We start from the raw sequence: 23648 nt of genomic DNA, 5'->3' as shown, positions 1-23648 counted from the left end.
ATGAGTGAGACCGATTTTAGTGTTGCGGCTACGCCAGCGAGTGCACCGGCGGAAACCGGTTACCGCTTCGCTCGACGTTTTGGTGTGCTGCCGGGTGGCGTACGCGAAGATGGCCAGTTGGAAGTGTTCGTGCGTGCCGATTGCGACCCTCAGGGATTGCTCGAGCTGCGCCGGCACAGCAGTCATCCGTTGAGTCCGATATTGTTGGATGACGATGCTTTTGCCGCGCGCCTGCGCAACAAATACGAACGCTCGTCCAACGATGCCATGCAGTTTGTTGAAGGCCTCGGGGAAGACGCGGACCTCATGTCGGTCGCGCAGTCACTGGCCGAACCCGAAGATTTGCTTGAGTCGCAGGACGAAGCGCCGATCATTCGTCTGATCAATGCGTTGTTGTCCGAGGCCGTAAAAGAAAACGCCTCGGATATTCATATCGAGCCCTTTGAAAATCGTCTGTCTATCCGCTTGCGGGTCGATGGCGTGTTGCGTGAAGTGCTGGAGCCGCCGCGCGCGTTGGCGCCTGTGATTGTGTCGCGTATTAAGGTGATGGCCAAGCTGGATATCGCCGAGAAACGCCTTCCGCAGGATGGGCGCATTGGCTTGCGCCTGGTGGGGCGCGCGGTGGACGTGCGGGTCTCGACGTTGCCATCCGGGCACGGCGAGCGCGTGGTGCTGCGCCTGCTCGACAAACAGGCGGGACGGCTGGAACTTCGTCAGCTGGGCATGTGCGATGAGCATTACGATGCCATGGAGCGGGTGATCAGCCGACCGCACGGTATCGTGTTGGTGACCGGGCCAACGGGCTCGGGTAAGACGACAACCTTGTACTCCGCACTGATGCGCCTGAATGACCGTACTCGCAATATTCTTACCGTCGAAGACCCCATCGAGTATTACCTGGACGGTATCGGCCAAACACAGATCAATAACAAGGTCGATATGACCTTCTCCCGTGGCTTGCGGGCGATCTTGCGTCAAGACCCGGATGTGGTGATGGTCGGCGAGATCCGTGACGTGGATACGGTTCAGATCGCCATTCAGGCCAGCTTGACCGGTCACTTAGTGTTTTCCACGCTGCACACCAATACCGCCGTTGGCGCGATTACGCGTCTGCGCGATATGGGTATCGAGCCTTTTCTCCTGTCTTCCACCCTTAACGGTGTGTTGGCCCAGCGGCTGGTACGTACTTTGTGTGGGGAGTGCCGCACCTCGCACCAAGCGACGCCGAGTGAGTGCAGGTTGATGGGCGTTGCCCCTGAGCAAGCACCCACGCTTTACAGCGCAGCGGGTTGTGATGCCTGTAATGGCAGCGGTTACCGTGGTCGTACTGGTATCTATGAGCTGATTGAGATCGACGACACTCTGCGCGGCTTAATTCATGAAGGCGCTAGCGAGCAAGCCATGGTCAAACACGCACGGCTCGGCCAGATGGGTATTCGTCAGGATGGCTTAAGGCGCGTTTTGGCGGGTGATACCACGCTGGAAGAAGTCCTGCGCGTCACCCGGGAGGATTAGGCGTGCCTGCTTTCGAATATGTCGCGCTGGATAACGCCGGTCGCACCAAAAAAGGCGTGGAGGAGGGTGACTCACCGCGCCAGGTACGTACTCGTCTGCGTGACCAGGGCCTCACGCCCATGTCAGTCAATCAGGTGGCAGAGCGTTCTTCTGTGCTGCGCATGCCGGTCATGCAAAAACGCATCAAGCCGCTGGAGCTGTCTCTGGCAACACGGCAGATGGCAACGTTGGCGCGGGCTGGTCTACCGATTGAAGAAGTATTGGGTACAGTCGCGCGACAGAGTGAGTCGCCGCGCGTCAAGTCAGCACTGTCTGCGGTGCGCACGCGAGTGATGGAAGGCTTGCCACTGGCGCATGCGCTTAGTGAATTCCCGTCGGTATTTCCGGCGATCTATCGCACTACCATCGCGGCAGGCGAGCAAGCTGGCCGTCTGGATGTAGTGCTGGAGCGGTTGGCGGACAACGTCGAGGCGCAGAACGCTATGCGCCAAAAGATTCAGCTGGCCATGTTCTATCCGGCTATTTTGACCTGTGTAGCGTTGCTGGTGACGGTTGCGCTACTAACCTACGTCGTGCCTGAGGTGGTGCAGGTGTTTGATGGCATGAACAAGGAACTGCCGTTGCTGACGCGCTCTTTGATTGCTGTTAGTGACACGCTGCGCGAGTGGGGCTGGCTGATGCTGCTGGTGCTGGTCGCCATGGGCTTTGGCGCACGGGCGTTGTTAAAAAAAGACAGCTATCGTCGCCGTTGGCATGAGCTCTTGCTCAAGCTGCCGTTGCTCGGCCGGTTAAACCGGGGCCTTAACACCGCGCGCTTTGCGCGCACGCTGAATATCCTCGCCGGTAGCGGCGTACCTTTGCTGGATGCGCTCAATATGAGTGCCAGCGTGATCAGCAATCTGCCCATGCGCGAAGCCGTAAGCGAAGCCGCTAAGCGCGTGCGTGAGGGGGCAGGCGTCGGCCACTCGCTGGAACGCAGTGGCTATTTTCCGGCGATGACCCTGAGCTTGATTAAAAGTGGTGAAAGCAGTGGCACCCTGGATCAGATGCTGGAGCGTGCCGCCGAAACGCAGGAGCGAGAACTGGAAGCGCGCATCGCGATAGTCATGGGGGTATTTGAGCCCCTGCTGATTCTCGCCATGGGCGGTGTTGTGCTGCTTATCGTGCTGGCAATTCTGTTGCCGATCTTTGAACTCAACCAATTGGTGAACTGATGATGTGTATTGCAAACAAACCTGCGCGCGCGGCTCAGCGCGGCTTTACCTTGATTGAGATCATGGTGGTAGTGGTGATTCTGGGCATTCTCGCCGCCGTGGTCGTCCCGCGCGTTATGGACCGGCCGGATCAGGCGCGTACCACCAAAGCGCAGAGTGATATTCGTTCGCTGGAAAGCGCACTCAACCTGTACCGGCTAGACAACTTCAATTACCCGACCACCGAGCAGGGCCTGAACGCGCTGGTGCGTTTGCCGACGGGCCAAAACGCACCCCGTAACTGGCGTGTAGGTGGCTATCTTGATCGCCTGCAGAAAGATCCGTGGGGCAACGATTATCAATATCAGACGCCGGGTCGTGATGGTCGTCAGTTCGATATTTATAGTTTGGGTGCCGATGGCCGTCCTGGCGGAACTGAAGCTAATTTGGATATTGGTAACTGGGACTTGGACCTGGAACAGACGAATCAACGCTGATGATACAAGCGCGGTGCTCCAGCAAACTGGCACAGGCGGGATTTACCCTCATTGAGCTGTTGGTGGTGATGGTGGTGATCGGCGTGATTGCCGGTCTGGCGACCTTGGCGATTGGTGATGGCGCTGACCGTGAATTGCGCCAAGAGGCGCAGCGACTGGCTGGCGTGTTGGAGTTGGCACATGACGAGGTGTTAATCACCGGCGGGGCCGACCGCGCGCTGGGTCTGCGCCGCGAAGGGTACAGCATGCTTGATCTGGTATTACTGGATGATGCCACCCGCGAATGGCAAGCCCTGCCGGACCCGCAACTGGGACCGCATTACTTTAATGAGGGTGTCGTTGAGCTTGAGTATGAAGCGGATGGTGGGCGGCAGAATCTGCCGCAAAACGATAGCTGGAAGCCCCACGTGCGCCTGAGCAATACGGGTGAAATGACGCCTGGGCTGATTATTTTGCGAGTGCCTGGCAAAGACCTGGTGCAATACCTGCTTATCGGCTTGGAAGGTAGTGTTGAGGTAAGCAATGAGCGCCCGTAAATCCGCCGGTTTTACCTTGCTGGAGGTTATGGTCGCGCTGACCATTTTGGCGGTCGCGCTGGCCGCTTTGGTTAAGTCCGGCAGTGATCATGCACGCAATACCATCTATCTGCAGGAGCGCACGATGGCGCACTGGGCCGGCGAAAATTTGCTGGCCGAGTATCAATCGGGCATGCGGCCAGCAGCCGTAGGCGACCTGACTGGCGACACCGAGATGGGCCCCTATCGCTTTGGTTACAAAGCGCAGATCAGTGACTACACCGCTACCTCGCCGTTTCCGTTGCCAGCAGTGAGGCGTATCGATATTCGACTCTGGCTGCTACCTGGCGATGAGACTGGGCAGCGGGCGATTGTCAGCGGGTTTGTATTGCCATGAGTAAACGCCAGTCAATGGGCTTTACCCTGCTTGAACTGCTGGTGGCCATGGCGGTATTCGCGATTATGACGGTGATGGCCTATTCCGGCCTGCGCGCTGTGCTGGATGCCGATCACATTACCCGTGCCAGTTCTGGTCAACTGGCCGACCTGCAGGTGAGTTTAAGCGTATTGGAGCGCGATCTGGCCGAAATGGTAGATATCCAGGTGCGTGACGAATTTGGTGACCGGTTGCCACCCTTGCGGCTGCTCGCCGGAACCGAGCAGCCATTGCTGGAAATTGTGCGTGCCGGTGCCGGCGGCGATCAACGTTTGCGGCGTACGGCCTGGCGGTTGACCGAGACTGGACTTGAACGCGAGCTATGGCCGGGCGTCGATATCACTGACAGAGACCAGTTGCGCATACAGCCCTTCGCCGAACTGGTAGAAGAAGGCGAAAGCTTGGACGTAGAAACCGCTTTTGCATTTGTGGTGCGCGGGCCCAGTGGGCTGGAGCGGGTTAATAGCTGGCCGCCCGAAGGGCTTGACCCGAGCAGTAGTCAGTTGCCTTTAGCAGTTGAGTTAGTGCTCGATGTGCCGAGCCTAGGGCTGATCCGGCGTTTAATACCTGTGGGGCCGCTATGAAAGCGCGTGCAGAACAAAGCGGCGTTGCACTCATTACCGCCTTGTTGGTAGTGGCTTTGGCGGTGACCGCGGCCGTGGGTATGGTGCTGCGCGGTCAGGCTGATATCCGCCGCAGTAGCGCGGTATTCGAGCGGGACCTGTCGCGCCATATTGCGCTAGGCGCAGAAAAGATGGTGCTGCAGGTATTGGAGCAAGCGGATGGCCCGGATGATTTGCTTTGGGATACCTGTCTGTCGCCGGTATTGCCGTTTGAGGTTGATCAGGTGAAGTTGCAAGCCACGCTGGACAACATGCGCTGCCGCTACAACATCAATGCGCTGGCCGGTGGTGACGAGGAGCAACAGGCCGATTTCGCTCGGCTGGTGGATCGCGTCGCGCAGGAGTCGGGCGTCACCATGCCCTCAGGTGCACAGCTGGCAGTAGCGGTCAGTGACTGGATGGATCCTGAAACGGATGATCCTTTGTATCGCCTGCAAGATCCGCCGCGACTGTCGGCGAACCGCACCATGTTGGTGGCCTCGGAGTTGAACTCGGTAGCCGGTATGACGAGTGAAGCCTGGCAGGCACTAGCACCCTATGTGACGGCTTATCCGGCACAGGAAAGTCCGATTGATGTGGAACGCAGCTCGGATTTGATGAAAGAGGTATTCGCCGACCGCGCCGCAGGTGATGAAGCTCCTTGGTTTATGCGCCTGCAGATAGTTGCCGAATTTGGTGAGCGGCGCTTTTTTCAATGCACCTTGCTGGATGCCCCCAACGGCAAAGTGATCCTGCGAGAACAAACGGCCTGTGAGCCCTGATAAAAAGTGGATCAGACAAAATGTTGATAGTGCTTTTACCCGAACAACCCTTGGTGACGGGCGCGGCTGAGCCAGCCTTGTACTGGTGGCGATTTGAGCGTGATGGCAGCACCCTGGATAGTGGCCGGGACGGGCTTAGCGCTTTGCGCCAACGGTTTGCTAGTGAGCGCATTCGCGCCTTGGTGCCGGCCTCCACGGTGAACTTGTTCCGCGTGCGTTTGCCAGCACAACGTGCTGCCGCTGCGCGGGTGGCGTTGCCCTACGCGCTCGAGGATCTGGTTAGCCAAGAGTTGGATGAACTGCATATCGTCATGGGACCGCGTCGCGCCGAGGGGCATGTTAGCGCGGCTGTGGTGTCGCACACGCCTATGCAAAGCTGGCTGAATGGCTTCCGCGAGGCCGGCTGGCGGCTAGAGGCTTTGCTGCCCCAAGCGGCACTGCACGTTGACGAGAGCCCTGAGCAGGCGTTGCTGATTATGCCGTCACCCTGGCCGCAGCAGACGGATCAGGTGCTCGTGCTCTCGGCAATTGAAGAGCCTGTGCTGCTGGATCGTAGTCTTGCGGGCATCTGGGTTAGCCGTCGATTGGCCGCTATGGAAGCCTCGGCACAGAAACTTACTTTATCGGGCCTTACCGCCGACGAACTGGGTCTGACGCTGCCTGAAACGGTAGAGCTGCAACAGCAACCGATGCGCGATCAGCTTGCGCCCGCGTTGCAGCAGGCCTTGCGCAACTCGCCGCCGTTTAATCTACTCTGCGGGCCTTATGCGGTCAGCATGGGCGCCCCGCCGTGGCGCAAGTTACGACCCGTTTTAATCGCCGCAGGGGTGCTGTTAGCGCTGGGGCTGGGCTGGCTTGGCGGGGAACGTGTGATCCTAAGCCAGGAACGCGATAGCCTGCGGGCTGAGATCGATCGCCTGTTCGATCGAGGCATGCCCAATAGCCGCCGCGATGATCCGGTGATGCAGTTTCGCCAGATCATTCAAGGCGGTGCGCAGATTAATCCAGATAGCGGTATTGGGCCGTTAATGCACGCTTTCTTTGTTGTCTTGAAAAAGCATCAGAACGCCCAGGTAACGCAGGTTCGTGGCAACCTCGACAACGTCGAAGTCGAATTAAAAGTTGTTTCCTTCTCGGAATTGGAAGCCATCCGCGCTGAACTTTCGGCACTGCCGGGTATTAGCGAAAATCTGGAGGGTGCCGATTCCGAGAATGAAGGCGTTTCTGCGCGCATCAAAGTACAAAGGAGTGGCTCATGAAAAGCTGGTGGGCGGGATTGGCACCGCGCGAACGAATGATTTTGTTGGCGGGTTCGGTACTGCTGCTGGTGTTGGCTGGGTGGGTCGGAGTTTGGGAGCCACTGATTGCCGGGCGAGCAGAGCTCAAACAGGAGGTACGTACGCTGTCAGCCGAGCGCCTATGGATGGAACAAGTAGTTGATGACGTACGGCGTCGCTCACGTATGCAAAAAGGCAGCAGCAATGCCGCCGGCGGCTCAGTGCTGACGCTGGTTGAAGTCTCGGCTAATGCCGCTGGGTTGAAATCGGCCTTGTCACGCGTGCAGCCGGAAGGGCAGGGTGCGCGCCTGAGTTTTGATCAGGTTGGGATGGACGCGCTGCTGGGTTGGCTGGCCGACCTGGAGCAACGTCAGGGGTTGCAAGTAACTCAACTCGCGTTTGACGTGTCCGACACCACCGGCATGGTGTCTGCCCGATTATTAGTGGAGCGTCCTTGATGCAGCGTCTGTTGAAGTTCAAAACGGTGCTGCTGCTGGCGGTTGTGGTGTTTTTACTGACTTTGCTGGGCAACTTGCCGGCCAGCTTGGTATGGCGTCAGGTGGCGCCAAGCTTGCCGGCGCAGGTAAAGCTGCAGGGCATTACTGGCAGCCTATGGCAGGGCCAGGTAGCTAACATGCAGGTAGAAGGGGTTGACCAAGGCGCGCTGCGCTGGGACTGGCGCCCGTCGGGCCTGTTTAAAGGTCAGCTAGCGTTGGATTTGGATTGGCGGCCGCGCAACAGCCAGGTAAGCGCTACGCTGCGTCTGGGCTTCGGTAGTCTGGTACTGGAACAGGTAACGGGTCGCCTTGATGCGCGCAGTATGGCAGCGGTTAACAAAGCGCCGTTTATTCTCACCGGTGATTGGTTGCTGGATATTCCGGAACTCAAACTGGAAGACTTCGAGCGCGTGGTGCAAGCCCATGGACGTATTGCCTGGCAGGGTGCTGGTGGCGGTTTGCCGGAGCCGCTCGGTTTGGGAAATCTGGCGGCGCAGCTGAGCAGTGAAAACGACTGGCTGATGATGACTCTTTCGTCCGATCAGCGCGGGCCATTAGGCCTCACGGGAACCGCAAAATGGCGGCCAGCGCAGGCCTTGCAATTGGATACCCGATTGCAAGCGCGCGCGCACGCGGAGGCCGGCTTGGCTGAAGGTCTCAAGCTGTTGGGGCGTCCCGATGCGGATGGTTGGATACACTGGCGAGCTAAATTGCAATGACAGCATTAACGCAACAACACAACGGAGTAAGCGCGATGCGCGGGGTATGGGTAGTTGCAGTGGTACTGGGGTTGGCCGGCTGCGCCAGCTCCGCCGTCCAACAAAAGGAGCAGTCTGCGGCTGTCGCTGATGCTCGGGCGCGTTTGGGTATGGGGCAATGTGATATGAACCTGGCTCAGCAGGTACATCAGTTGAGTGATCCACAGTTGGATCTGGAAGCTGCCTACCTGTGTTTGCAGCAGGGGCAGTTGCCACCGTTGGAGTTGGTGCTTGAGGATTTCGAGAAACGGCATCCTGAGGCGCCTTATCAGGACTATGCATCTTATTTGCAGGCGATGGTCCCTTTCGCGCGTTTCGAGATGGCAGCGGGTGATGATCAAGAGCGCTTGCGGGTGGGGCGCGAGGCACATGCGCAGTTGACCGGGTTTATTCGGCATTATCCCGAATCGGCCTATCGCAGCGAAATAGTGCCGCGTCTGGAAACCTTGTTGGAAGGCATGGCGGGTTCGGAGTACGCGTTGGCAATGCAGGATGTTGAGAGGGGGCAGCGTGAACGGGGGGAGGCTCGCCTGCGTTATCTGGCTAAGTATTACCCGCGCAGTAAAGCGGCGGTTGAGGCACAGGCTTGGTTGCAAACTGGAAATTAATACGAGCGGAGAGGGTGCAGGCCCTAGCTCAAGATGCCGGGTTCAGGTCAAGTGTTTTTGCGTGGAATCGGACAGCTTTTTTGCGCTTATTCAGAGCATCATGCCTTGACATTGTGCACAGAGGTGGGGCGAGCTGTCATTGAACGGTAAGATAATGTCGTAAGTGCTTGAAATCCAGTGATGAATTCTTAACTTGTTGATTTTATTGAATAAAAAATAGGTTAAAAAATGATCATTTTGAATCCTCGCCCCAGCTACTCTAGCTCAGCGAGCTATTCAAACAAGCTATCCACAAAGTTATGCACAGATATTGTGGATAGCTTTTCGCAACCCGCGTTGGCGCTGGGCTGGTTCAGATTCCCTGCGGAATATCTTCGCCACCTAGGGCGTTGGTCAGTGCGGGGATAAGTTCGCTTAAGGTGCTGGACATGATGGTGAAACTGGCATCCAGCTGGCTTGCCATGTCGTCGCCGGCATTGTCGTCAGCCTCATCACGCAGCAGGTCTTCAAACTTTAGGCGTTTGACGGTCAGCTTGTCATCCAGGCTGAAGCTGAGCTTTTCTTGCCACTGCAGCGCTAACTGGCTTACTTGCTTGCCCGCCGAGAGGTGTAGCTGGATCTCATCACTGGCCAGATCCTGGCGTTTGCAACGCACCACGCCGCCATCTTCGCTAGTGTCACGTAGCTCGCACTCGTCGCCAATCACCATCTGCTCAGGAGCGCTGCCCTCTTTGACCCACTGGGTCATGCAGGCGGCTGGTGCCATCTTCACGTTGAGCGGACGCACTGGTAGGGTGCCGGTACACTCGCGTAGCAGGCTCAGCAGGTCCTCTGCGCGCTTGTGGCTGCTGCTATCGATAGCGATCCAGCCCTCGGCCGGGCAAATGCAGGCATAAGTGGTCTGAGTGCGCGTGAAGGCGCGTGGCAGCAGCGACATGACGATCTCATCCTTGAGCGTATCGCGTTCCTTCTTGTAAACCTTGCGAGAGTCGCGATTCTCGATTTCTTCAACTTTTTCCGCTAATGCTTCTTTGATCACGCTGCCGGGCAGAATGCGTTCTTCTTTGCGCATCGCGATCAGCCAATAGCCGTTGCTGGCTTCGAGTCGGTTCTCTGAATGACGGCCGTAGGCCGTAGTCCAACCCAGCGTATGGGTTTCCTGGCTGGCACAGGGTCGTGAAGGCTTTTGTTCAAGCGCGTCGAGCAGCTCGGTTTCGTTGAATGGGATAGGTTGGCTGAAGCGGTATAGAAGCAGGTTACGAAACCACATGATGCTGTCCTTCTGTTTTGCTGAGGGTCTGGTTGGCCCGAGAAAACGAGCAATATTGCCTGAGGCTATGCGCAACAACCAGTGTTTACAGGGCTGAAGATTAAGATATTGAAATACGCTGGTTTTTTTTTGAAAAAGGTATTGCCATAACCGAAAAAGCTGCCTAGAATGCGGCCCACTTCGAGAGCAAAGGGTGATTAGCTCAGCTGGGAGAGCATCTGCCTTACAAGCAGAGGGTCGGCGGTTCGATCCCGTCATCACCCACCACTCGAGGTATATAGCGCAGCGGTAGTTCAGTTGGTTAGAATACCGGCCTGTCACGCCGGGGGTCGCGGGTTCGAGTCCCGTCCGCTGCGCCATTTCCCCCTCAGATGTACCCCTTCTTTTATCTAAATCGTGTGGTGGTTATCACTGCGTGATTTCGCCTGTTTGTTTATCTCCGATCCAGTAGCCTGACCTTCAAACCCCTGTTAAGCTGATCTCTTTATTCCGCCCAGCTTGGGCCTGTCGATTGAGGTAAGCATGAAGCGTAATCTGCTGGCAGTCAGTGTTGCAGTCGGTGTTTTAGTATTGTCCGGTTGCGAAAAGGAACCAGAACTCACTACCCCCATCCAGCAAGCCTCCTATGGTATTGGTTTGAATATGGGTCAGAGCCTGTTGCAGGATGGTCTTGACGATATCGATGCCCAAGCGCTGGCGCTGGGTCTGGATGATGCGTTGACCAAGGCTGAGCATCGGGTGGGTGATGAAGAGCTGACGGCTGCCTTCACTACCTTACAAGAGCGCGCGCAGGAAAAGGCCAAAAGCCTGGCTGACGATGCGGTAGAAGCTAATAAGAAGTACCTGCAAGAGAACGCTGACAAAGATGGCGTAACTACGACCGATTCCGGTATGCAGTATGAAGTGCTCACTGCCGGCGATGCTGAAGGCGCGCAGCCAGCCGAAGATGATGTAGTGGTAGTTCACTACGAAGGCCGTCTGGTTGATGGCACTGTATTCGACAGTTCTGTAGAACGTGGCGAACCTGCTGAGTTGCCAGTTAACGGTGTGATCCCAGGCTGGATGGAAGCACTGCAACTGATGCACGTTGGCGATAAGTGGAAGGTGACCTTGCCAAGCGAGCTAGCTTACGGTGAGCGTAGCCCTAGCCCTGTTATCCCGCCGAACTCCATTCTGGTGTTCGAAATGGAATTGATCTCGATCAATCCGCGCCAGGAGTAATCGGGGTAACACGTCCCGATGCCCGGGGCAAGGCCTTCGGGCATAGAAGTGTTACCCTTATGCACAATTTGCGGTAACACTTTCTGTTTACTTATTCGATTTTTTCTGATTCCTCGCCAGTTTTGTAACTGGCTGAAAAATATCATTTTTTTCGCTGGTTAAAAACTATCCTGTTTGTCTGGAAGCGCTTTCTAACGGGCGTTTGAGACGCTTATCCTGATTTTTTGCACAGAGTTATCCACAGCTTCTGTGGGTAAGCACTCAGGACCCGCAGCCTTGCTGGTTTCGTCAGTCAAAGTGCTGGACGATCTTCCGAATCTGCCCCTGATCAATCATCCGCTCTATGCTTTTGGCCAGTTTTTGGCTGTTAGCCTCTGCGGGCCTGGCAATGGCGCAGCGCAATGCAAAGGTTTGTACTTCCCAGCTGCTGATGTGAAACGAACTTTGCTCATTCGGCAGCAACTGCTTTACCGCACGTCTTAAATCTATCGCAGCATCAAGGCGACCGCGTTCGAGCATTTTCAAGCGGGTTGGCAGATCGCGTACGTCGTGGCGAATCATTATTTGCTGGCTGAATGCCTGGGTTACCGCCGGTGAGTAGTAATAGCCCAGCGTGGTACCGACGATGGCATCCTTGAGGTCATCTAACGAGTTTGGTGGGGTCTCGCCCTGACGGGTTATGACTACGTCTGCGTCGTCATACAAGCTAGGTGTCCAGAGCAGTTGATCTGGCGCATTTAGCCACTCTGGCAAGGTGTTGCAGATGATATCGATGCGACTCTTTGTCAGTGACTCCTGGATGCGGTTATTTGGCGTGGCAACAAAACTGACTTGTCTGCCGGTAGCGGCGGCAACGGCTTCGCCAATCTCGCGGGTCAGGCTCTCCTGTAAATCGTTAGCCTGGATAACAACGTAAGGCGCGGGGTCAGAAGGGGAGTACCCCCATAACAGCGGCTCCCCTTGGCTGGACAGCGGCAGCATCACCAGGCCAGTCAAAGTTAGTCGTAGGGTAAGGGAAGCAAGAGGTATCACATTTAACCCGTTATCAATGGAGCAAATTGCAGCTTAGCTGATTGTTAGGCTAAATCATCTGATATTGGTTGCTTGTCGATGGCTCGGCGCTGGTCATTTGCAGTGCGTTGGACAATGTAATGCTGAAACCGCGGATTTTTTTAGCGTCGTGCTTGGCCTTGGAAGCATGTTCAGCCAAGTGCGCAGGATCCAGTTTCTCGGTGTGCTGGCCGCTTAGCTGCAGTACGCCAATCGACAGGTTGAGCAGGTCATGTTTGCGCCAGCGTCCCTCTCTATCAAGCGCGCTAAAGCCGTTGTCCTGAATATGCTCCGCGCGGTATAGACCGCTGCACAGCTGCTGAAAGCGTTGATCGAGCTGATCAAGCCGTTGCCGCCAGTCACTGCTGCGCATGACTAGCATGAAATCATCGCCGCCAATGTGCCCGACAAAATCTTTTTGCGGATCGCAAAGCTCGCGTAGAAGTTGGGCCAATGCCAGTAAAACCTCATCACCTTTGCCATAACCGTACAGGTCGTTGAAGGGCTTAAAATTGTCTAGGTCTACGTAGCACAACTGGGCGTCCAACTGTTGCTCAAGCAAACGCTCGAGGCACTGCTGAATCGGAATATTACCGGGCAGCAGAGTTAAGGGATTGGCGTGCCTGGCTTGTTGCAGTTTGAGTTCGGTGATCTGTCGTAAGACATCGATACCGCGGCCCAGGCCCTTGTATAAGCCCTGATCGATAATAATGAAGTCATCTTCCAGCCGCTGTCGCGCGCGGCTGGTGAGCAGCCTACTGACGCGCTGCAGGCTCTGACGGATATCCACTCGTAAGCAGTCCTCGTCCATCAATTTACGGATGGGCTTACGGCCGTAGATCTCCTGCGCAAATGGTTTCAGCATAGTTTGGCTGAGCGTATGGCGCTGCACTGCACCAATCGGCCGCTGATGGTCGTCGAGGATGGCCAGAGTGTTAAGTGTCGGCTGTTGCTGAAAGCACTCCAGTACGGTTTGCACCTTGGTATCTTCATGCAAGCCGGGAATGGGCAGCAGCAGGCTATGAATCGGTGCATCTTCGTTACGGCTACTGCCGTGCTGATTGAGACGCTCGGCCAGTTGTTCTGAATTGATCTCGGGAATGCTGGCGGGGCGGCCCAGCCAGTAGCCCTGTACCCAATCAATGCCGATCTCTTCGAGTACCGCGAGCTCTTCGGGTTGCTCTATGCCCTCGGCAATCACTTGGGCGCGGGAGGCCTTGGCCATCTGCAGGATGGAGTTAACGAATTCGCGCTTGATCGGATCGAGATGTATGCCATCGATAAAGTGACGGTCAATCTTTACATACTCTGGGTGTAGTTCGGACCACAACCGCAAGCTGGAATAGCCGGCGCCGAGATCGTCTAACGCGATCTGGAAACCCATGTCTCGATAATGGTGTAGCGCGGTCTGCAGCAAGTTGAAGTCGTCTATGGGCGCCTGTTCGGTCAGCTCGATGACCACACGATCCGGCCTCAAGCCGCTGGCTTCCAGCATCGTTAGGGTGCCGCCTGAGTAATGTTGCTGCTCTAGCAGGCTTTCTGGTGAGATGTTGAGAAACAGCTTGCCAGTCAACCCGAGCGCGCAAAAGCGGCTAATGGCTCGGCTGCGGCAGAGCATTTCAAGCTCGGTCAACATGCCATGGTGACGCGCGGCGGCGAATAGCGTAAGGGGGGAGTGCAGCGGGCTGTCGGATGGGCCTCTGCTCAACGCTTCATAGCCAACCACGCGTTGTTCAAGGCTGGAAACGATGGGTTGAAATAGGCTCGATACCGCGCCGCGGTTGAGAATGTTAAGCAGCGCTTGGCGTTGTTCGGAAACAGTCATTGGCATTCCCAGGCGATTGATTGTTGCCGTACCTGGCAGCCCGGGATGCTCTGGATGGGCACACTGGCGGGCAGTTGTCCTGACCGGGGCAGTGTGCCATCTACAAATTACAGAAATGTGACAGAGAAGCGTCGTTCCAGTCGGTTAGTCGGCTTTAGCGACCTGATGTTCCAGTTGCAGCAAATCAACCAGAATCTGGCCGGTCTCAACTAGGAACGCGTCGGGTTCTTTGTCTGCGTCGTTGTTATGTAGCGCGACCTCGTCAGCGGGATCCTCTTTCTCAAGGGATTCCAGCGGCTCCTCACCTTTGGCGCTGCGGCGTGTGTTCTCCATCACTAACAAGCGCGACTCATAATCATCCAGTTGCTGTTTACGCTTTGCCTCATTCAACGGCAGCGTTTCACGGCCTTTGATCTCATCGTCCAGTCCTAAGCGAGCCAGGGTGTAAACAAAGTCTGGATCTTTCGCAGCGCGTGTTTCATGGCTGGTCTGCAGCTGCTGCACGAAAGGCTTGAGTTGCTGACTGCTGCTGTACTTGGCTGGTGGGATGGTATCCCAGGGCATAGCGTGCGGCAGGGCGCTTTCACCGATCTCCTTGCTGTCGAGCAGTGAGGGGTAACTAATGTCCGGCACGACGCCACGATGTTGCGTGCTTTGTCCGGAGACTCGGTAGAACTTGGCCAAGGTTAGCTTCAGCTCGCCATGATTAAGCGGTTGAATCGATTGCACCGTGCCTTTGCCGAACGTGGGCTCGCCAATGACCAAGGCGCGCCCGTAATCCTGCATGGCGCCGGCAAAAATTTCCGAGGCTGAGGCAGATAGGCGATTAACCAGTACAGCCATGGGGCCGTTATAGGTTACGCCTGACTCGGGATCGTCTAACACCTGCACGTCGCCTTCAGTATTGCGTACCAGCACGGTCGGCCCTTGGTCGATAAATAAGCCAGTCAGTTCGGTAGCCTCTTGCAGGGAGCCGCCGCCGTTGTCGCGTAAATCGAGCACTACGCCATCGACCTTCTCTTTCTCTAGTTCTACGAGTAAGCGGCGCACGTCACGGGTGGTGCTGCGGTAGTTGGGATCGCCCTGGCGGTAGGCTTTGAAATCGATATAGAAACCGGGTAGGTCGATCACGCCGATGCGGTAATCGTGACCCTGATTGGTCATCTCGATGACGCGCGATTTGGCGGCTTGGTCTTCCAGCTTGATCGCTTCACGCGTCAGGTTAACGACCTTGCTATCCATATCGCCAGGCGGGTTGCTGGCGGGGATAACTTCCAGGCGTACGTTGGAGCCTTTGGGGCCGCGGATAAGCTTGACCACTTCATCTAGGCGCCAACCGATGACATCAACCATCTCATCATCAGCCTGGGCAACGCCGACGATACGGTCAGCGGCTGCCAGTTGCTGGCTGCGTTGTGCTGGGCCAGCTGGGACTAAACGCATGATCTTGGTGTATTCGTTATCGCTCTGCAGTACCGCGCCAATACCCTCCAGCGACAGGCTCATGTTGATGTCGAAGTTTTCCGCATTTTCCGGCGACAGGTATTGGGTGTGAGGGTCGTAGACCTGTGCCAGGGCGTTAATGTAATTCTGGAAAATATCTTCCGAGCGCGTTTGGCTGATACGAATCTGCTGACCTTTGTAGCGCTTGACCAGCTGCGTCTGGATATCTTCCAGGTTTTTGCCGGACAGTTTAAGCCGCAGAACCTCATCTTTTATCTGGGCGCGCCACAGCTGATGCAGGGCGTCATCGTCCTTGGCCCACGCGGCCTCTTCACGGTCAACCAGGATATCCTGGTCGGTAGAGAAGTCGAAGCTAGACAGCTGGTCTTCCAAAAGCTCCAGAGTGAACTCAAGGCGCTGTTCCAGTCGAGCGAGCTGACGCTTGTGCATATCGAAGCCGACACTCAGGTCGCCGCTGAGCAGTAAATCATCCATGCGCAGGCGATTCTTGGCGAACCCATCGATGTCTTGCTGGCTGAACAGGCTGCGCTGGGAGTCCAGGTGCTTTAGGTAAGTGTCGTATACCTGCGCGGAGAGGGCGTCATCCAGCCGTGTGCGGTTGTAGTGATGACGGCGCAACAGCTCCACGGTATTTAAACTGGCGACGACCTGATCGCGGGTGGGCTGCAGCTGATCAAGGTCGAGCGGTACGGCCTTCTCTGCGGCAAAGGAGGTGGCGCTGATAGACATAAAAGCTATCAGGCATGACTGGCGCAAAGTGTTAGAACCTTTCATCTGGGGTATCGTATCCGGAGAGAGTATGCTTTATAGAGGTTGCGCGGGAGGATGAGTTCCCGCCTGTATTCACCTATTTGATGAACTATGGAGGCAGCGTGAGAGGATTGCAAGCCGAGGGCGGAGCACTGGTTTGGCAGGATCAAGCAGCGGAAACACTGCAGTCTGGCCAGGTTCGAGTCAAGGTCATGGCCGCGGGATTGAACCGCGCTGATCTGTTGCAGAAAGCCGGTATGTATCCGCCGCCCGCTGGTGTGACCAGTGTGCTGGGATTGGAATGTGCAGGTGAAGTAGTCGAAGTAGCTGAAGGTACGCGTTGGCAAATAGGTGATCGCGTATGCGCATTGCTGGCTGGCGGCGGTATGGCTGATGAAGTAGTGGTTGATGAACGCCACCTGCTATCGGTACCAGCCAACCTGAATTGGGCAGAGGCTGCCGCGATTCCGGAAGTCTTCAGTACCGCTTGGTTGAATATCTTCGAGCTAGGCAATGCTCGCCCGGGTGAAAAGGTGCTTATTCACGCTGGCGCCAGTGGTGTGGGCACTGCTGCGATTCAGTTGTGTAAAGCTCAAGGCAATCCTTGCTGGGTCTCTGTCGGTAGCCAGGAAAAGCTGGATGCCTGCATCAAGCTGGGTGCTGAGGGTGGTGTGTTGCGTCAAAACGGAATCGCCGCGCTGCAGAGCGATGGCCCGTTCGATGTGGTGTTGGACCCAGTAGGTGCAAACTACGCAGCGGATCACCTCGACCTGCTGGCACTGGATGGGCGCTGGGTACTCATCGGTCTGATGGGTGGTCGTGAGGCTAAGCTGGATCTGGGCAAGATGCTGGTCAAGCGCGCTCGTCTGATCGGTTCAACGCTGCGCACCCGCGATGCGGGCTTCAAGGCTACTTTGCTGGCTGATATGCAGCAGCGGCTAATGCCTTTGTTCGCTAAGGGTGAATTGCAGCCTCTGGTTGCTAAAACCTTCAGCTTTGAAGACGCCACCGCAGCTTTTGACGAGCTGGCGACTGATAAAGTGATTGGTAAAGTGATACTGCTGCGCGAAGTCTGAGCAGATAAAAAAGCCCCGTCGTGCGTTAAGCACGGCGGGGCTTTTTACTGCCTATCATCTTTTAAATGAGGTTTTCGCAGTTATAGAAATGCCGTAGTACCTCAGCCAGATAACCCGGATCGCGGCTGCCGGCCAACTCTCTGATCGAATGCATCGCGAAGGTCGGCACGCCGATGTCGACGGTGCGCACGCCTAAGCGGCTGGCGGTGATCGGCCCGATAGTGCTGCCACAGGCCATATCGCTGCGTACCACAAAGCTTTGCACCGGTACCTTGGCTGCTGCGCAAAGCTCGCGAAAGAACGCAGATGTCTCACTGCTAGTGGCGTAACGTTGGTTACTGTTGATTTTGATGACTGGGCCGGCGTTCAGTTTTGGTCCGTGATTATCGTCATGCTTTGCAGCGAAATTGGGATGCACTGCGTGAGCGTTGTCGGCAGACACCAGCAGTGAGCGCTGCAACACCTGCACGCGCTGAGCGGCGTCTGGAATCAGGCGGCTTAGCACGTCTTCCAAAAAAGGACCGTCAGCCCCACAGCAGGAGCTGGAGCCAATCTCTTCGTGGTCGGTACACACCAGCAGGCAGGCTTGCGTCTCGTCTGAGTCGAGTAGCGCAGTCAGACCGGCATGGCAGGACAGCAGGTTGTCCAGCCGGGCGGAGCTGAAAAAATCGTCATCCAAGCCTATGGTGGCGGGTGGCTGGGTGTCGTAGAAGCTCAATTCGTAATCGAGTATCGCGACCTCGCCACAATCTGGGTGTTGTCGGCGCAAATGGTCCGACAGCAGGCTACGCAAGTCGCGCGCCGGGTCTAGACTATGGGCCAATATGGGGGGCAGGTCGGTCTGTGCATTGATTGGCTGACCTTCGTTGACGCCACGGTTGAGGTGGATCGCCAGATTAGGGATCACCGCGATGGGGCGCTTGAAATCAATCAGTTTGCTGGCGATGCGGCCGTCGGTGTTGCGGAAGCTCACCCTGCCGGCTAGCGACAAGTCGCGGTCGAACCAGGGTGCCAGCAAGGCGCCACCATAAACTTCCACACCTAGCTGCCAGAGACCCTGCTGATTGAGTTCGGGCTGCGGCTTGACCTTCAGGCAGGGGCTGTCTGTGTGCGCGCCAACCAAGCGAATGCCGCGTTGCAGACTATCTTTGCCGCCCATCTGAAAGGCTATGAGTGAGGATTCGTTGCGGGTAACCAGGTACTTTCCGCCAGTTACAAGCTGCCAGTCGGCGCGCTCGTCCAATGCCTTGTATCCGGCGTCAATTAAACGATTGCGTAGGGTAGCTGTGGCATGAAATGGAGTAGGGGATTGGCTAATGAAATCGGCCAGATCCTGATTCAAGGGAGTGTTCGACATGCCGGATTCCTCGCTGGCAGGTTGCTTCAAAAAGGGCAGGGGCACTCGAAAGCCAAACGCTCGCCCGTTTCTGGATGACTGATCACCAGTTTTGCAGCGTGCAATGCCAGCCTCGGGCACGCTTGCAGTGCTTGCTCGTGGGCGTAGAGCTGATCGCCCAGCAATGGATGGCCAATCGCAAGCATGTGCACGCGCAACTGGTGTGAGCGACCGGTAATAGGCGTTAATTCGACGCGGCAGTGATCGGTATGACGCTCAAGCACGCGCCAGAAGGTTTGTGCGTGCTTACCCAGCTCATGGTCAACAATATGCCGGGGCTTATTGGGCGGATCATAACGCAATGGCAAGTCAATATGCCCGGAGTCGGCGGTAGGCTGACCCCAGCACAGCGCGATGTAGGCTTTTTCCGTTTCTCGATCGTGAAACTGACGAGACAGCTCGCGATGGGCATCGGGGTTGCGCGCAATCACCAGCAGACCGGAGGTTTCCCAGTCCAGGCGATGTACTATGCGCGCTTCTGGATAGCCATTGTCTTGCAGGCGAGTAATCAAACAATCCTTGTTATCGTCAGCACGGCCGGGCACAGACAGCAGTAGTGTGGGTTTGTTGACGATAAGAAAGGCGGGATCCTGATGCAGGATGCCGATGTTGGTCAGGGGCATGATGGTTCCGCTGCGCCACCCGTGGTTGGGTGGCGCATTGTCTTCAGGGGCGTTCTGGCAGGGTGATGTTCAGCTCCAGGATGGAGCAATCATCCTGGTTGTCGAGGGCGACGTGTACCTGCTCGCGATCAATCTGTACATACTTGCTGATCACATCAATGATCTCCTGCTGTAACCGCGGCAGGTAATCAGGCTGGTTACGTTGACCACGTTCGTGGGCGACTATGATCTGCAGGCGTTCTTTGGCGATGGACGCCGTCGCCGGCTTTTTGCGATCACGGAAGTAGTCGAAAATACTCATGTTAGCGACCTCCAAACAGGCGCTGCAGCAGCCCCTTCTTCTGTAGCTCAAGGAAGCGGTGAGGCATGTCTTTACCGAGCAGACGTTCAACTGCATCAGCGTAGGCTTGGCCGGCATCACTCTTGTCGTCCATGATCACAGGAACGCCCTGGTTGGACGCTTTGAGAACGGCCTGGGACTCCGGGATCACACCCAGCAACGGAATCGACAGAATGTCTTCGACGTCGCTGACCGAGAGCATTTCGCCATTTTCGACGCGCTCCGGATTGTAGCGAGTCAGCAGCAGGTGCTCTTTGATCTTCTCGCCGTTCTCAGCGCGTCTGGACTTGCTAGACAGCAGGCCGAGCATGCGGTCAGAGTCACGTACTGAGGACACTTCCGGGTTAGTTACCACAACAGCTTCATCGGCAAAGTACATTGCCAAATGCGCGCCTTTCTCGATGCCAGCAGGGGAATCGCAGACGATATAATCGAAGGTTTCCTTCAGCTCGTTCAGAACGCGCTCAACACCTTCCGGGGTCAGGGCATCTTTATCGCGAGTTTGCGAGGCCGGCAAAATAAACAGCATGTCGGAGCGCTTATCCTTAATCAGGGTCTGATTGAGGTTGGAGTCGCCGTTGATCAGGTTGACGAAGTCATAGACCACGCGCCGTTCACAACCCATGATCAGGTCCAAATTACGCAGCCCTACGTCAAAATCGACGATGACTGTTTTGAAGCCGCGCAGTGCTAAGCCGGTACCGATGGCAGCACTGGTGGTGGTTTTGCCCACCCCGCCTTTGCCTGATGTGACGACGATGATCTTTGCCAAAATGACCTTCCTGTCGAGTTTCTCTAATGGTGGAATGTCGCGTTGAAAAACGATGCTTGCAACGCGAAAAATAGTGTTCTGGCGGAGCCCAGCTGTTGGCCAGAGGCCACAACTGACGGGCTCCCCCGAATGGCTGAACAGTATCTGTTAAAGGGCGGTCATCTTCAAGCTGTCGCCGTCTAAACTGATATGTACTGCCTGTTTCCATTGTTTCTCTTTGCGCAGATCCTCTGCGACTTTGTAGTGCCCGGCGATAGACACCAGCTCAGCCTCAAGGTTCTGACAGAAAATGCGAGCCTCGGTATTGCCCTGCACGCCAGCGAGTGCGCGCCCACGCAGCGGGCCGTATACATGGATATGGCCATCTGCAAGCAGCTCTGCGCCGGCGCTGACCGGCGCCATGACGATCAGGTCACCGCCGCGGGCATAGACTTGCTGGCCAGACCGGACTGGTTCGGTAATCAGCTTTCCACCACCGCTTGGGGCTGCTCTTGGCGCTTGTGCAACAGGCGCGGGCTCTGGCCGCAGAGCGGGGGTTTCGATGCTTTTTTCGCGCTGGCGTCCAACTGGCACCAGCACCATGCCGGCACTTTGGGCTAGTGGACGAAAGCTTTCACCGCCACGCAGGGCGACAGGTTGCAGGCCGTGTTGGCGGCAGATTTCTAGCAAGCCTTTCAGTGCAGCGCCGTCAATCCTATCGGTCAGCTTATCGAGCGCAATGACCACCGGGGTGTCGACGAAAAAGTTGGGAGCTTGCTCGACTTTTTCCGCCAATTGCCGGGCGAAGTGGTCTTGGGACAGACGCGCCAGTTCCACAACCGTCATGGTCAGCATGCCGCCCTTGAGGTTGAATACGGGGTCGTTGTCGAGCAGGTCCAAAGTAGTGTCAGCAGTCATGGTCGTTCCGTTTCGCATTAATGGGCACACTTATATAGATTGACTACGCTGATCGCAAGCCGCGCGCGGCTTGGTTAGAATGTGGTTTTTGTGCAAATGGACATCCAAATGGATCATGCGGTTTTTTCTCGAGCCTTACTGCACCCTCGCTACTGGCTATTGTGGCTGGGTTTGGGGTTGTTGTGGCTGGTCGTGCAGTTGCCATACCCCTGGTTGTTAGGGCTTGGCCGCTTGGTCGGCAAATTGATGTTTTACTTCATGGCTGACCGCCGCGAAGTGGCACGGGTCAACCTTGAGTTGTGTTTTCCGCAAAAGAGCAGCCAAGAGCGCGAGCAGCTGTTGCGGGAGAATTTTGCCTCTAACGGCATTGCGCTGTTTGAAATGGCGATGGCCTGGTGGTGGCCCAAACGGCGCTTGGCCCGGTTGGCGCATATAGAGGGCATTGAATATCTGCGCGACGCAGCGGCGAAGGGGCAGGGCGTCGTGTTGATGTCGTTGCATTTCACTACCCTGGAGATTGGCGCAGGTTTGTTGGGGCAAGTGGTCACCATCGATGGTATGTACCGTGAGCACCGCAACGCGGCGTTCGACTATGTGCAGCGTCATGGCCGCGAACGCCAGAATCGAGATGCCAAGGCAGTTGAGCGCGAAGACGTGCGTAGTATGATGCGCTCGCTACGTAGCGGGCGAGCAATTTGGTACGCACCTGACCAGGACTATGGCCGCAAAGCCAGTGTCTTTGTCCCGCTGTTTGGGGTCGAGGCTGCTACCGTGACGGCTACCAGTACCTTTGCGCGATTGGGTAAAGCGCTAGTAGTGCCCTTTACGCAAAGCCGTTTGCCAAATGCACAGGGCTACAAGCTGACGATTCATCCGCCACTGCAAAGCTTCCCCAGTGGCGATGATACTGCCGATGCACTGCGTATTAACCAATGGGTAGAACAGGCGGTAGCGGCGCAGCCAGATCAGTACATGTGGGTGCACAGGCGCTTCAAAACACGGCCCGAAGGGGTAGAAAGGCCCTACGCTAAACGGAGTCGACGTCGGCGCAGTCGTCACGCATGAATATGCAGCGACCAAGCGATTGCACGGGGCTGATTCTGTCCGGTGGTGGCGCGCGGGCGGCCTATCAAGTGGGCGTGCTATCAGTTATTGCCGAGCTGCTGCCGGCCGGTGCGGCCAATCCTTTCCCTGTCATCTGCGGTACCTCGGCCGGAGCCATCAACGCCGTGGCGCTAGCCAGCCATGCGCGTAATTTTGCCGATGGCGTGGATCGCCTGCAGGAGGTCTGGTCGCAGTTTCGCTGTGAGCAGGTCTACCGGAGCGACTGGCCGGGAGTCACTGCGCAGGCATGGCGCTGGACGCGCGCTAACCTGCTAGGGTTTCCGAGTGCGCAGCCCACCGCCTTGCTCGACAACGCGCCGTTGCGCAAGTTACTAGAGCGCACATTAAAGTTTGGCCAGATTGATGACAGTCTGCAGAGTGGTGTGTTGCGCGCTATCTCAATCAGCGCCTTCGGTTACCAGTCAGCAGATTCGGTCAATTTTTATCAGGGAGTTGAGCGCATCTCGCCTTGGGCGCGGCATCGTCGAGTGGGCGTGCAGACTCGGCTTGGCCTTGAGCATTTGATGGCCTCTTCAGCCATTCCGCTGGTCTTCCCGCCAGTACTGCTTAATCGCGAATGGTTTGGCGATGGTGCAGTGCGCCAGCAGGCGCCGATCAGTCCGGCGCTGCATCTTGGCGCCAATCGTGTATTGGTGATTGGCGTATCAGACAATCTCTCCAATCAGCCAGTGGGTGGACGTCGTGGTCCGCGCTTGCGCACCGCACCGCCGCCGACGCTGGCGCAAATTGGTGGGCATCTGTTAAGCAGTACTTTTGTCGATAACCTGGAAGCGGACGTCGAGTTACTGGAGCGCATGAATCGGTTGGCGGGCTATCTTCCGACCGGCTCACGCTATTCGGGCAAAGGAGTGCGGCAGGTAGAGGTGCAGATTATCTCACCGAGTGAGCCATTAAATCTGATTGCCGCCCGTCACCGTAAATCGATGCCGCGCAGTCTGCGCGCGTTTCTGCGGGGCAGTGGCGTGACCCGAGCGTCAGGCGGCAGTGTGCTCAGTTACCTGTTGTTTGAGGCGGAATACTGTCAGGAGCTGATGGAGCTGGGGCGGCGTGACGCGCTGGCCAAAGCGGAGGCCTTGCAGCGTTTTCTGGGTGTGTTGTGTCCTTTGCAAGCGCCGACCGAGGTCGACGCTCACGCGGGTGGGGCTTAACGCAGCTTGGT

General features: G+C 56.6%; 24 protein-coding genes and 2 tRNA genes. 17 read left to right on the top strand and 9 right to left on the bottom strand.

Going from position 1 to position 23648, the window contains the following annotated elements; translation table 11 throughout:
• Genes gspE through bamD form a run of 11 tightly spaced genes read left to right on the top strand, consistent with a single transcriptional unit; the run spans position 1 to position 8680 of the window.
• Positions 1–1515: a type II secretion system ATPase GspE gene (gene gspE / locus AC1XYH_RS11145; protein WP_483323259.1), complete on the top strand. Its 1515-nt coding sequence runs from the start codon at positions 1–3 to the stop codon at positions 1513–1515.
• A 2-nt stretch (positions 1516–1517) separates the two neighbouring features.
• Positions 1518–2729 (top strand): type II secretion system inner membrane protein GspF, encoded by a 1212-nt coding sequence (gene gspF / locus AC1XYH_RS11140; protein WP_483323258.1) that lies wholly within the window; start codon positions 1518–1520, stop codon positions 2727–2729.
• 2 nt (positions 2730–2731) lie between these two features.
• Positions 2732–3205, top strand: coding sequence for a type II secretion system major pseudopilin GspG (gene gspG / locus AC1XYH_RS11135; protein WP_483326359.1), 474 nt, complete (start codon positions 2732–2734; stop codon positions 3203–3205).
• Positions 3205–3741: a type II secretion system protein gene (locus AC1XYH_RS11130; protein WP_483323257.1), complete on the top strand. Its 537-nt coding sequence runs from the start codon at positions 3205–3207 to the stop codon at positions 3739–3741. The genes gspG and AC1XYH_RS11130 overlap by 1 nt, the downstream gene beginning before the upstream one ends.
• A complete protein-coding gene (gspI, locus tag AC1XYH_RS11125) occupies positions 3728–4117 on the top strand; it encodes a type II secretion system minor pseudopilin GspI (protein WP_483323256.1) in 390 nt (129 codons plus the stop codon). The genes AC1XYH_RS11130 and gspI overlap by 14 nt, the downstream gene beginning before the upstream one ends.
• Complete coding sequence (gspJ, locus tag AC1XYH_RS11120) at positions 4114–4740, top strand: type II secretion system minor pseudopilin GspJ (protein ID WP_483323255.1); 627 nt, start codon at positions 4114–4116, stop codon at positions 4738–4740. The genes gspI and gspJ overlap by 4 nt, the downstream gene beginning before the upstream one ends.
• Positions 4737–5540 (top strand): type II secretion system minor pseudopilin, encoded by an 804-nt coding sequence (locus tag AC1XYH_RS11115; RefSeq protein WP_483323254.1) that lies wholly within the window; start codon positions 4737–4739, stop codon positions 5538–5540. The genes gspJ and AC1XYH_RS11115 overlap by 4 nt, the downstream gene beginning before the upstream one ends.
• A 20-nt stretch (positions 5541–5560) precedes the next feature.
• On the top strand, positions 5561–6799 hold the full coding sequence (gspL, locus tag AC1XYH_RS11110; protein ID WP_483323253.1) for a type II secretion system protein GspL: 1239 nt from the start codon (positions 5561–5563) through the stop codon (positions 6797–6799).
• The gene (gene gspM / locus AC1XYH_RS11105; RefSeq protein WP_483323252.1) at positions 6796–7275 is read left to right on the top strand and encodes a type II secretion system protein GspM; all 480 of its coding nucleotides are present in this window, start codon (positions 6796–6798) and stop codon (positions 7273–7275) included. The genes gspL and gspM overlap by 4 nt, the downstream gene beginning before the upstream one ends.
• On the top strand, positions 7275–8033 hold the full coding sequence (locus AC1XYH_RS11100) for a type II secretion system protein N (protein WP_483323251.1): 759 nt from the start codon (positions 7275–7277) through the stop codon (positions 8031–8033). Before gspM ends, AC1XYH_RS11100 begins: the two co-directional genes overlap by 1 nt.
• The gene (gene bamD, locus AC1XYH_RS11095; RefSeq protein ID WP_483323250.1) at positions 8030–8680 is read left to right on the top strand and encodes an outer membrane protein assembly factor BamD; all 651 of its coding nucleotides are present in this window, start codon (positions 8030–8032) and stop codon (positions 8678–8680) included. The genes AC1XYH_RS11100 and bamD overlap by 4 nt, the downstream gene beginning before the upstream one ends.
• 352 nt (positions 8681–9032) lie before the next feature.
• Here the strand turns inward: bamD and rdgC are convergent, their stop codons facing one another.
• The gene (gene rdgC / locus AC1XYH_RS11090; protein ID WP_483323249.1) at positions 9033–9950 is read right to left on the bottom strand and encodes a recombination-associated protein RdgC; all 918 of its coding nucleotides are present in this window, start codon (positions 9948–9950) and stop codon (positions 9033–9035) included.
• A 191-nt stretch (positions 9951–10141) separates the two neighbouring features.
• Between rdgC and AC1XYH_RS11085 the strand changes: the two genes are divergently transcribed.
• The 3 genes from AC1XYH_RS11085 to bamJ all read left to right on the top strand — a co-directional run bounded on the left by AC1XYH_RS11085 (position 10142) and on the right by bamJ (position 11171).
• Positions 10142–10217: transfer RNA gene (locus AC1XYH_RS11085), tRNA-Val, on the top strand.
• Positions 10218–10232: 15 nt separating this feature from the next.
• A tRNA-Asp gene (locus AC1XYH_RS11080) sits at positions 10233–10309 on the top strand.
• Between the two features lie 163 nt (positions 10310–10472).
• On the top strand, positions 10473–11171 hold the full coding sequence (gene bamJ / locus AC1XYH_RS11075) for a BamJ family beta-barrel-assembly machinery protein (RefSeq protein WP_483323248.1): 699 nt from the start codon (positions 10473–10475) through the stop codon (positions 11169–11171).
• A gap of 288 nt (positions 11172–11459) precedes the next feature.
• Here the strand turns inward: bamJ and AC1XYH_RS11070 are convergent, their stop codons facing one another.
• The 3 genes from AC1XYH_RS11070 to AC1XYH_RS11060 form a co-directional block, all read right to left on the bottom strand.
• On the bottom strand, positions 11460–12152 hold the full coding sequence (locus tag AC1XYH_RS11070) for a substrate-binding periplasmic protein (protein WP_483323247.1): 693 nt from the start codon (positions 12150–12152) through the stop codon (positions 11460–11462).
• Between the two features lie 100 nt (positions 12153–12252).
• Positions 12253–14046, bottom strand: coding sequence for a bifunctional diguanylate cyclase/phosphodiesterase (locus tag AC1XYH_RS11065; protein ID WP_483323246.1), 1794 nt, complete (start codon positions 14044–14046; stop codon positions 12253–12255).
• 144 nt (positions 14047–14190) lie between these two features.
• Entirely contained in the window at positions 14191–16239 is a 2049-nt protein-coding gene (locus AC1XYH_RS11060) for a carboxy terminal-processing peptidase (RefSeq protein ID WP_483323245.1), read from the bottom strand.
• Positions 16240–16382: 143 nt separating this feature from the next.
• Here AC1XYH_RS11060 and AC1XYH_RS11055 point away from each other — a divergent pair, with 143 nt between their 5' ends.
• Positions 16383–17336: an NAD(P)H-quinone oxidoreductase gene (locus tag AC1XYH_RS11055; RefSeq protein WP_483323244.1), complete on the top strand. Its 954-nt coding sequence runs from the start codon at positions 16383–16385 to the stop codon at positions 17334–17336.
• Positions 17337–17397: 61 nt separating this feature from the next.
• Here the strand turns inward: AC1XYH_RS11055 and AC1XYH_RS11050 are convergent, their stop codons facing one another.
• The 5 genes from AC1XYH_RS11050 to minC form a co-directional block, all read right to left on the bottom strand.
• Positions 17398–18693 carry a M18 family aminopeptidase gene (locus tag AC1XYH_RS11050; protein WP_483323243.1) on the bottom strand — a complete coding sequence of 432 codons (1296 nt, stop codon included), beginning with the start codon at positions 18691–18693 and terminating at the stop codon, positions 17398–17400.
• Between the two features lie 26 nt (positions 18694–18719).
• Positions 18720–19355 carry an RluA family pseudouridine synthase gene (locus tag AC1XYH_RS11045; RefSeq protein ID WP_483323242.1) on the bottom strand — a complete coding sequence of 212 codons (636 nt, stop codon included), beginning with the start codon at positions 19353–19355 and terminating at the stop codon, positions 18720–18722.
• A 43-nt stretch (positions 19356–19398) separates the two neighbouring features.
• Entirely contained in the window at positions 19399–19656 is a 258-nt protein-coding gene (minE, locus tag AC1XYH_RS11040) for a cell division topological specificity factor MinE (RefSeq protein ID WP_483323241.1), read from the bottom strand.
• Between the two features lies 1 nt (position 19657).
• Positions 19658–20467 carry a septum site-determining protein MinD gene (gene minD / locus AC1XYH_RS11035; protein WP_483323240.1) on the bottom strand — a complete coding sequence of 270 codons (810 nt, stop codon included), beginning with the start codon at positions 20465–20467 and terminating at the stop codon, positions 19658–19660.
• Between the two features lie 147 nt (positions 20468–20614).
• Entirely contained in the window at positions 20615–21364 is a 750-nt protein-coding gene (minC, locus tag AC1XYH_RS11030) for a septum site-determining protein MinC (RefSeq protein ID WP_483323239.1), read from the bottom strand.
• Positions 21365–21472: 108 nt separating this feature from the next.
• On the opposite strand from minC, the gene AC1XYH_RS11025 reads away from it, so the two are divergent.
• Complete coding sequence (locus AC1XYH_RS11025; protein ID WP_483323238.1) at positions 21473–22429, top strand: lipid A biosynthesis lauroyl acyltransferase; 957 nt, start codon at positions 21473–21475, stop codon at positions 22427–22429.
• Positions 22426–23637, top strand: coding sequence for a patatin-like phospholipase family protein (locus AC1XYH_RS11020; RefSeq protein WP_483323237.1), 1212 nt, complete (start codon positions 22426–22428; stop codon positions 23635–23637). The genes AC1XYH_RS11025 and AC1XYH_RS11020 overlap by 4 nt, the downstream gene beginning before the upstream one ends.
• Positions 23638–23648 lie beyond the last annotated feature (11 nt).

This window comes from Pseudomonas sp. GW-45 (genome assembly GCF_056896675.1).
Note: the sequence above shows the minus strand (reverse complement) of the source record. Positions and strands in the feature narration are given on the sequence as shown.

Bases quoted from the DNA above. Each gene is read 5' to 3' on its own strand.
- gspE (WP_483323259.1), top strand. From the start codon at position 1: ATGAGTGAGACCGATTTTAGTGTTGCGGCTACGCCAGCGAGTGCACCG.
- gspG (WP_483326359.1), top strand. From the start codon at position 2,732: ATGTGTATTGCAAACAAACCTGCGCGCGCGGCTCAGCGCGGCTTTACC.
- AC1XYH_RS11130 (WP_483323257.1), top strand. From the start codon at position 3,205: ATGATACAAGCGCGGTGCTCCAGCAAACTGGCACAGGCGGGATTTACC.
- gspI (WP_483323256.1), top strand. From the start codon at position 3,728: ATGAGCGCCCGTAAATCCGCCGGTTTTACCTTGCTGGAGGTTATGGTC.
- gspJ (WP_483323255.1), top strand. From the start codon at position 4,114: ATGAGTAAACGCCAGTCAATGGGCTTTACCCTGCTTGAACTGCTGGTG.
- AC1XYH_RS11115 (WP_483323254.1), top strand. From the start codon at position 4,737: ATGAAAGCGCGTGCAGAACAAAGCGGCGTTGCACTCATTACCGCCTTG.
- gspL (WP_483323253.1), top strand. From the start codon at position 5,561: ATGTTGATAGTGCTTTTACCCGAACAACCCTTGGTGACGGGCGCGGCT.
- gspM (WP_483323252.1), top strand. From the start codon at position 6,796: ATGAAAAGCTGGTGGGCGGGATTGGCACCGCGCGAACGAATGATTTTG.
- AC1XYH_RS11100 (WP_483323251.1), top strand. From the start codon at position 7,275: ATGCAGCGTCTGTTGAAGTTCAAAACGGTGCTGCTGCTGGCGGTTGTG.
- bamD (WP_483323250.1), top strand. From the start codon at position 8,030: ATGACAGCATTAACGCAACAACACAACGGAGTAAGCGCGATGCGCGGG.
- rdgC (WP_483323249.1), bottom strand. From the start codon at position 9,950: ATGTGGTTTCGTAACCTGCTTCTATACCGCTTCAGCCAACCTATCCCA.
- bamJ (WP_483323248.1), top strand. From the start codon at position 10,473: ATGAAGCGTAATCTGCTGGCAGTCAGTGTTGCAGTCGGTGTTTTAGTA.
- AC1XYH_RS11070 (WP_483323247.1), bottom strand. From the start codon at position 12,152: ATGCTGCCGCTGTCCAGCCAAGGGGAGCCGCTGTTATGGGGGTACTCC.
- AC1XYH_RS11065 (WP_483323246.1), bottom strand. From the start codon at position 14,046: ATGACTGTTTCCGAACAACGCCAAGCGCTGCTTAACATTCTCAACCGC.
- AC1XYH_RS11060 (WP_483323245.1), bottom strand. From the start codon at position 16,239: ATGTCTATCAGCGCCACCTCCTTTGCCGCAGAGAAGGCCGTACCGCTC.
- AC1XYH_RS11050 (WP_483323243.1), bottom strand. From the start codon at position 18,693: ATGTCGAACACTCCCTTGAATCAGGATCTGGCCGATTTCATTAGCCAA.
- AC1XYH_RS11045 (WP_483323242.1), bottom strand. From the start codon at position 19,355: ATGCCCCTGACCAACATCGGCATCCTGCATCAGGATCCCGCCTTTCTT.
- minE (WP_483323241.1), bottom strand. From the start codon at position 19,656: ATGAGTATTTTCGACTACTTCCGTGATCGCAAAAAGCCGGCGACGGCG.
- minC (WP_483323239.1), bottom strand. From the start codon at position 21,364: ATGACTGCTGACACTACTTTGGACCTGCTCGACAACGACCCCGTATTC.
- AC1XYH_RS11025 (WP_483323238.1), top strand. From the start codon at position 21,473: ATGGATCATGCGGTTTTTTCTCGAGCCTTACTGCACCCTCGCTACTGG.
- AC1XYH_RS11020 (WP_483323237.1), top strand. From the start codon at position 22,426: ATGAATATGCAGCGACCAAGCGATTGCACGGGGCTGATTCTGTCCGGT.